The 5,672-nt window shown below is 42.8% G+C and carries 4 protein-coding genes and 1 pseudogene; 4 read left to right on the top strand and 1 reads right to left on the bottom strand.

Features of this window, described 5'->3' with window-relative positions; all coding sequences use genetic code 11:
• The first annotated feature begins 146 nt into the window (after positions 1-146).
• Genes Q0037_RS11865 through Q0037_RS11850 form a run of 4 tightly spaced genes read left to right on the top strand, consistent with a single transcriptional unit; the run spans position 147 to position 5,221 of the window.
• Positions 147-674, top strand: coding sequence for a DUF4199 domain-containing protein (locus Q0037_RS11865; protein WP_297518672.1), 528 nt, complete (start codon positions 147-149; stop codon positions 672-674).
• Positions 675-1,625 (top strand): glycosyltransferase family 2 protein, encoded by a 951-nt coding sequence (locus tag Q0037_RS11860; RefSeq protein ID WP_297518670.1) that lies wholly within the window; start codon positions 675-677, stop codon positions 1,623-1,625. It abuts the gene before it with no gap.
• 39 nt (positions 1,626-1,664) lie between these two features.
• Positions 1,665-3,395 (top strand): phospho-sugar mutase, encoded by a 1,731-nt coding sequence (locus Q0037_RS11855; RefSeq protein WP_297518668.1) that lies wholly within the window; start codon positions 1,665-1,667, stop codon positions 3,393-3,395.
• Positions 3,392-5,221, top strand: coding sequence for an ABC transporter ATP-binding protein (locus tag Q0037_RS11850; protein WP_297518666.1), 1,830 nt, complete (start codon positions 3,392-3,394; stop codon positions 5,219-5,221). The genes Q0037_RS11855 and Q0037_RS11850 overlap by 4 nt, the downstream gene beginning before the upstream one ends.
• 146 nt (positions 5,222-5,367) lie before the next feature.
• Here the strand turns inward: Q0037_RS11850 and Q0037_RS11845 are convergent.
• Positions 5,368-5,672 (bottom strand): annotated as a pseudogene (locus Q0037_RS11845) (hypothetical protein); the annotation flags it as partial.

Raw genomic sequence — 5,672 nt, 5'->3', positions numbered from 1 at the left:
TTAATTATTCTATTTTTTATTTGAGTGTGCAAAAATACAACTAATTTTCAATTTTCAAATCTATTTTGCAACTTTTTTGAAAAACAAGCGACACATAATGTCTCAGTTAAATTTATATCTTTGTTTCACTTAAAAAATTTGGGAATATGAATCCTATTGTAAAGAAAAACGCGGTAAACTACGGTATTGTGCTAGCACTTGTTTCAATGTTAATCAGTACCATCATGTACGTGGTCGATTTAAAGTTGTTTGTCAATATGGGAATTGGCTTTGGACAGATTTTTATTTTTTTAATCGTCTATGGCACATTACTCCACAAAACCAAAAAAGAAATGGGCGGACAAATGACCTTTAAGGAGGCATTTACTACCTATTTTATTGCGGCGAGTTTACGTGTGACGCTGGCTACAGTGTTTATGATCTTTTTATTCAACGTGGTCGATATTGAAGCCAAAGAAATTGTAAAAGAGCACACCGTTAAATTTCAAGTCGAAATGATGCAAAAGATGGGCTCTACCAAGCCACAAATGGAAGAAGCGATTCGACAATTGAAAGAAAACGACCAATTTGGAATAACGACTCAAATCAAAGGTTTGGCATTCGCCTTACTCGGAGTTTCGATTGCAGGTCTTATCTTTGCGGCCATTTTTAAATCCAAAGAGCAAACATTTTAGATGAATATCTCCATAATTATCCCGTTACTCAACGAACAAGAATCGTTACCCGAACTCCACCAATGGATCAAAAAGGTAATGGACCAACACCAATATACCTATGAAGTGTTGTTTATTGACGACGGGAGCACTGACCGTTCTTGGACGGTTATTGAATCTTTGTGTCACGAAAACCCCTGTGTAAAAGGAATTCGCTTTTTTCGTAACTATGGCAAATCACAAGCCCTACATGCTGGTTTTGCACGTGCACAGGGCGATGTGGTGATTACTATGGATGCTGATTTACAGGATAGTCCTGATGAAATCCCCGGCTTATACAAAATGATCACCGAGGAAAACTATGACTTGGTTTCAGGCTGGAAAAAGAAACGGTACGACAATGTGGTGACCAAAAATTTACCCTCCAAACTCTTTAATTGGGCCGCGCGAAAAACCTCCGGCGTATACCTCAACGATTTTAATTGTGGCCTTAAAGCCTACCGAAATCTCGTAGTCAAGAATGTAGAGGTCTCTGGCGAAATGCACCGCTACATCCCTGTGCTCGCCAAAAACGCTGGATTCAATCGTATTGGTGAAAAAGTAGTAATCCACCAAGCGCGTAAATACGGCGAATCCAAATTTGGAATGAGTCGATTTATCAACGGGTTTTTGGACTTAATTACCATTTGGTTCCTCTCCCGTTATGGAAAACGACCGATGCACTTATTTGGGGCATTCGGAGCGCTGATGTTTGTCCTCGGATTCCTTTCTACAGCGTTTATCATTGTGGTAAAACTCATCAAACTCTACACGGGGTTCCATACCATTTTGGTTACCGACAACCCTTTATTTTACATTGCACTTACTTCGATGATTATTGGCACTCAACTCTTTTTGGCGGGTTTTCTCGGTGAAATTATCTTACGAACCAAAAACAACGAAGAGCGTTATAAAATTGCCGAAGAACGGTAATCGATACAACCCCTAACTTAAGCTTACAATACCTTTAAAATGCCTATGGAACCTTCCTTAGTGAATAAAGTAAACGAATGGTTGACCCCCACTTTTGATGAGGCCACGCAAGCAACTATTCGCGAAATGATGACGTCCAACCCAAAAGAATTGGAGGAAAGCTTTTATAAAAACTTAGAATTCGGAACCGGCGGTATGCGCGGCATCATGGGCGTCGGTACCAACCGAATCAACCGCTACACCCTTGGAAAAAACACCCAAGGACTATCCGATTATTTAAAAAAATCATTCCCTACAGAGGCGCTCAAAGTGGTTATCGCTTACGATTGCCGCCACAACAGTGATACCTTGGCCAAAGTCGTTGCCGATGTCTTTTCGGCCAACGGCATTCACGTATACTTGTTTTCCGAATTGCGGCCTACGCCTGAGTTATCATTTGCCCTTAAACATTTACAATGCCATGCCGGTATCGTGTTGACCGCCTCGCACAATCCGCCTGAATACAACGGATACAAAGTGTATTGGCAAGACGGTGGACAATTGGTTCCGCCACAAGATGGGGAAATTATTGAAGTGATTGAGGCCTTAAATTATGCCGATATTCGCTTTGAAGCCAATGAAAGTTTGATTGAATATATCGATGAAGCCGTTGACGAGGCCTTTGTGAAATCAACGCTTGCTAACGCGAGTTTCAACACAACAAAAGAAGCGCGTGAAGGACTCAAAATCGTCTATACGTCGCTTCACGGAACTTCCATCAAATCCATTCCAGCCGTACTCACCGCAGCGGGCTATACTGATCTAAATATCGTTCAAGAACAAGCCATCCCCAATGGCGATTTTCCTACCGTAAAGTCACCCAATCCCGAAGAACCAGAAGCTTTAACCCTAGCGTTAAAGTTGGCCAACGAAATTGGCGCCGACATCGTAATTGGAACCGATCCCGACTCCGATCGTTTGGGCGTGGCCGTGCGCAATACCCATAATGAATTGGTACTGTTAAACGGAAATCAAACCATGGTCATCATGACCGCCTACCTTTTGGAACAATGGAAACGTGCCGGAAAAATCAACGGCAAACAATTTATTGGCTCTACCATTGTCTCCACACCCATGATGCTCGAATTGGCTTCGGCTTATAGTGTAGAATGTAAGGTAGGTTTGACCGGCTTCAAATGGATTGCTAAATTCATCAAAGATTTCCCCGAACTTCAATTTATCGGTGGCGGTGAAGAAAGTTTTGGATACATGGTCGGTGATGCCGTTCGCGACAAAGATGCGGTGGGTGCTACCCTTTTGGTCTGCGAAATTGCCGCGCAAGCCAAAGCCGCTGGTAGTTCGCTCTTCCAAGAGCTTCTTAACCTTTACCTCGATCACGGCTTTTATAAAGAACACCTCATTTCACTGACCAAAAAAGGAATTTCGGGCTTACAAGAAATCAACCAAATGATGATTGACATGCGCCAAAATCCAGTTGCCGAAATCAATGGCCAGCGGATCGTGTGTATTGAAGATTATCAAACCTCCAAAGGACGCGATGTGCTAAACAAAAGTGAATTTGACCTCACCATACCCAAATCCAACGTATTGATATACTATTTGGAAGACGGCAGTAAAATCTGTGCCCGACCTAGTGGTACCGAACCCAAAATCAAATTTTATTTCAGCGTTAATGCCCCCCTCACCTCGCGAGATGAAATTGATACGGTGGAAGCCATTTTGGACGAAAAGATTAAAAATTGTATTGCCGATATGGGCTTAAACGTATGAAAGAAATCATCCACAAACTAAAGCCGTACATCTACCCCTTCAAACATCATGTGGTAGGGAATGTTATTTACAACATTCTCTATGCGTTATTTGGAACCTTATCCTTCATCACGCTCATCCCTATGATGAACGTGCTTTTTGATCAAACGAAAAAGGTCTACGAAGCGCCTGTGTATACCAATATTTCAGGAGCAAAAGACTACCTAGAGAATCTTTTGTACTATAAAGTCACGCATTTTACCGACTCGGGAACACCTCAAAACGCACTTTTTCTAGTGGTTTCGATTGTCATTGTTACGTTTTTACTGAAAAACATTGCAGGGTATATGGCCTCCTACCACATGATGCATTTACGCACCAATGTCATGGCTACCATTCGCAATGAAATGTATCAAAAAATCATTTCCCTCCCGATTTCATTTTTTTCTGAAAAACGAAAAGGCGACGTTATGACCCGAATGCTAGGCGATGTAGGTGAAATGCAGAATTCCTTTTTCATGGTGCTAGAGCTTATCATCAAAGAACCGCTCACCATCATTTTCTCCATCATTATGATGTTTACCATCAGTTGGAAACTCACTCTGTTTGTATTTATCTTCATTCCCATCGCCGGATTTATCATTTCGTTGATTGGAAAAAGTCTCAAATCACAATCCCTACGTGCCCAAAATGAAGCAGGATACCTTATTTCACTGCTGGAGGAAACGCTCACCGGACTCAAAGTGGTTAAAAGCTATACCGCCGAAGAGAACTTTAAAAGCCGCTTCGAACAATCCGTGCACCGACTCTTAGTACTTTCCAACAAAATCGGGAAGAAAAACAACCTCGCCTCGCCTTTAAGTGAGCTACTTGGAATCATCACCATAGCCGTTTTGTTGGTCTATGGAGGAACGCTGGTTTTGGTTGACAAATCCTTATCTGGACCGGTATTCCTGTCGTTTATGGGGCTAGCTTACAATATTCTAACTCCAGCCAAAGCCATCTCCAAAGCCTCCTATGCCGTGAAAAATGGAATTGCCGCCGCCGAACGGGTTTTTGAAGTACTAGAAGAAGAAAATACCGTGAACTCTGAACCCAATGCGATTCAGAAGTCCGAATTCACCGACAACATCACGCTATCGCATGTCAACTTCGGTTACCAAGACGAACCTGTATTGAAAAACTTTTCACTGACCATTCCCAAAGGAAAAACCGTTGCCTTGGTAGGACAATCGGGCAGCGGAAAAAGTACGTTGGCCAACCTGCTCACCCGCTTTTATGATGTTAAGGAAGGTACAATTGCCATCGATGGCGTCGACATCAAAACTATGGACATCCATGCGCTGCGCCGTTTGATGGGCTTGGTTACCCAAGATTCGATTTTATTCAATGATACCATCGAAAACAACCTGCGCATCGGAAAACCCGAAGCCACAGAAGCCGAGTTAATACACGCGTTGCAAGTGGCCAACGCCTATGATTTTGTGATGGAATTGCCCCTCGGACTCCAAACGAACATCGGAGATGCAGGAGGAAAACTCTCTGGAGGACAAAAACAACGTATTTCTATTGCCCGCGCAGTACTCAAAAACTCCCCCATCATGATTCTCGATGAGGCCACTTCAGCCCTCGATACCGAAAGTGAAAAAGCGGTTCAGATTGCCCTTGAAAATATGATGCAAAACCGCACGTCTATTGTCATCGCGCACCGCTTATCGACCATTCAAAACGCCGATACCATCGTGGTGCTCCACAAAGGCGAAATCATCGAGCAAGGTAACCACACCGAACTCATGGCGCTGGAAGGTACCTACGCCAAATTGGTGACGCTACAGAGTTTTGACTAAATTCAGTTTTTATTTTTTGGCAGCAAGAAGCCCTATTTTCAAGCACTCACCCACTCCCGTGCTCCACTGTATCTTTGGACTAAACCCCAAAGGATGCCGTTGCGCCCGGGGCTGAAAACCAACATCCCTTTTCAAAAAAAAATCCGCTACGGCAGCGGATTGTATTCTTGAGGTGTCCAAGTAGTACTGAGTAAATCAATAAAGTAATAGTGAACTTTATCTTTTTTATCAAAAGCACCGTTTTTATTCAAATCTTCAATAGCCCGAAAATACAAGCGTCCTAAGCTATCCAAACAGCTCCAGTCAATCAATTCTTGATAAACCGTAGTGAGTTTGGTAAAATTCTGGCCCTCAAGCGTACTTACATACAAACTGCGAATGTCGTTGGCATTGACCACCCCATCTTGATTGGTATCGTTATCTTGTACTTCATAGACCAAGAGTTTCGTTT

This window comes from Flavobacterium sp. (genome assembly GCF_027482425.1).
Classification (GTDB): Bacteria; Bacteroidota; Bacteroidia; order Flavobacteriales; family Flavobacteriaceae; genus Flavobacterium.
The sequence above is the reverse complement of the archived record's forward strand: the minus strand, read 5'-3'. Positions and strand labels throughout refer to the sequence as shown.

Excerpts from the sequence above, each read along its gene's own strand:
- Q0037_RS11860 (WP_297518670.1), top strand. The coding sequence starts at position 675 with ATGAATATCTCCATAATTATCCCGTTACTCAACGAACAAGAATCGTTA.
- Q0037_RS11850 (WP_297518666.1), top strand. The coding sequence starts at position 3,392 with ATGAAAGAAATCATCCACAAACTAAAGCCGTACATCTACCCCTTCAAA.
- Q0037_RS11855 (WP_297518668.1), top strand. The coding sequence starts at position 1,665 with ATGCCTATGGAACCTTCCTTAGTGAATAAAGTAAACGAATGGTTGACC.
- Q0037_RS11865 (WP_297518672.1), top strand. The coding sequence starts at position 147 with ATGAATCCTATTGTAAAGAAAAACGCGGTAAACTACGGTATTGTGCTA.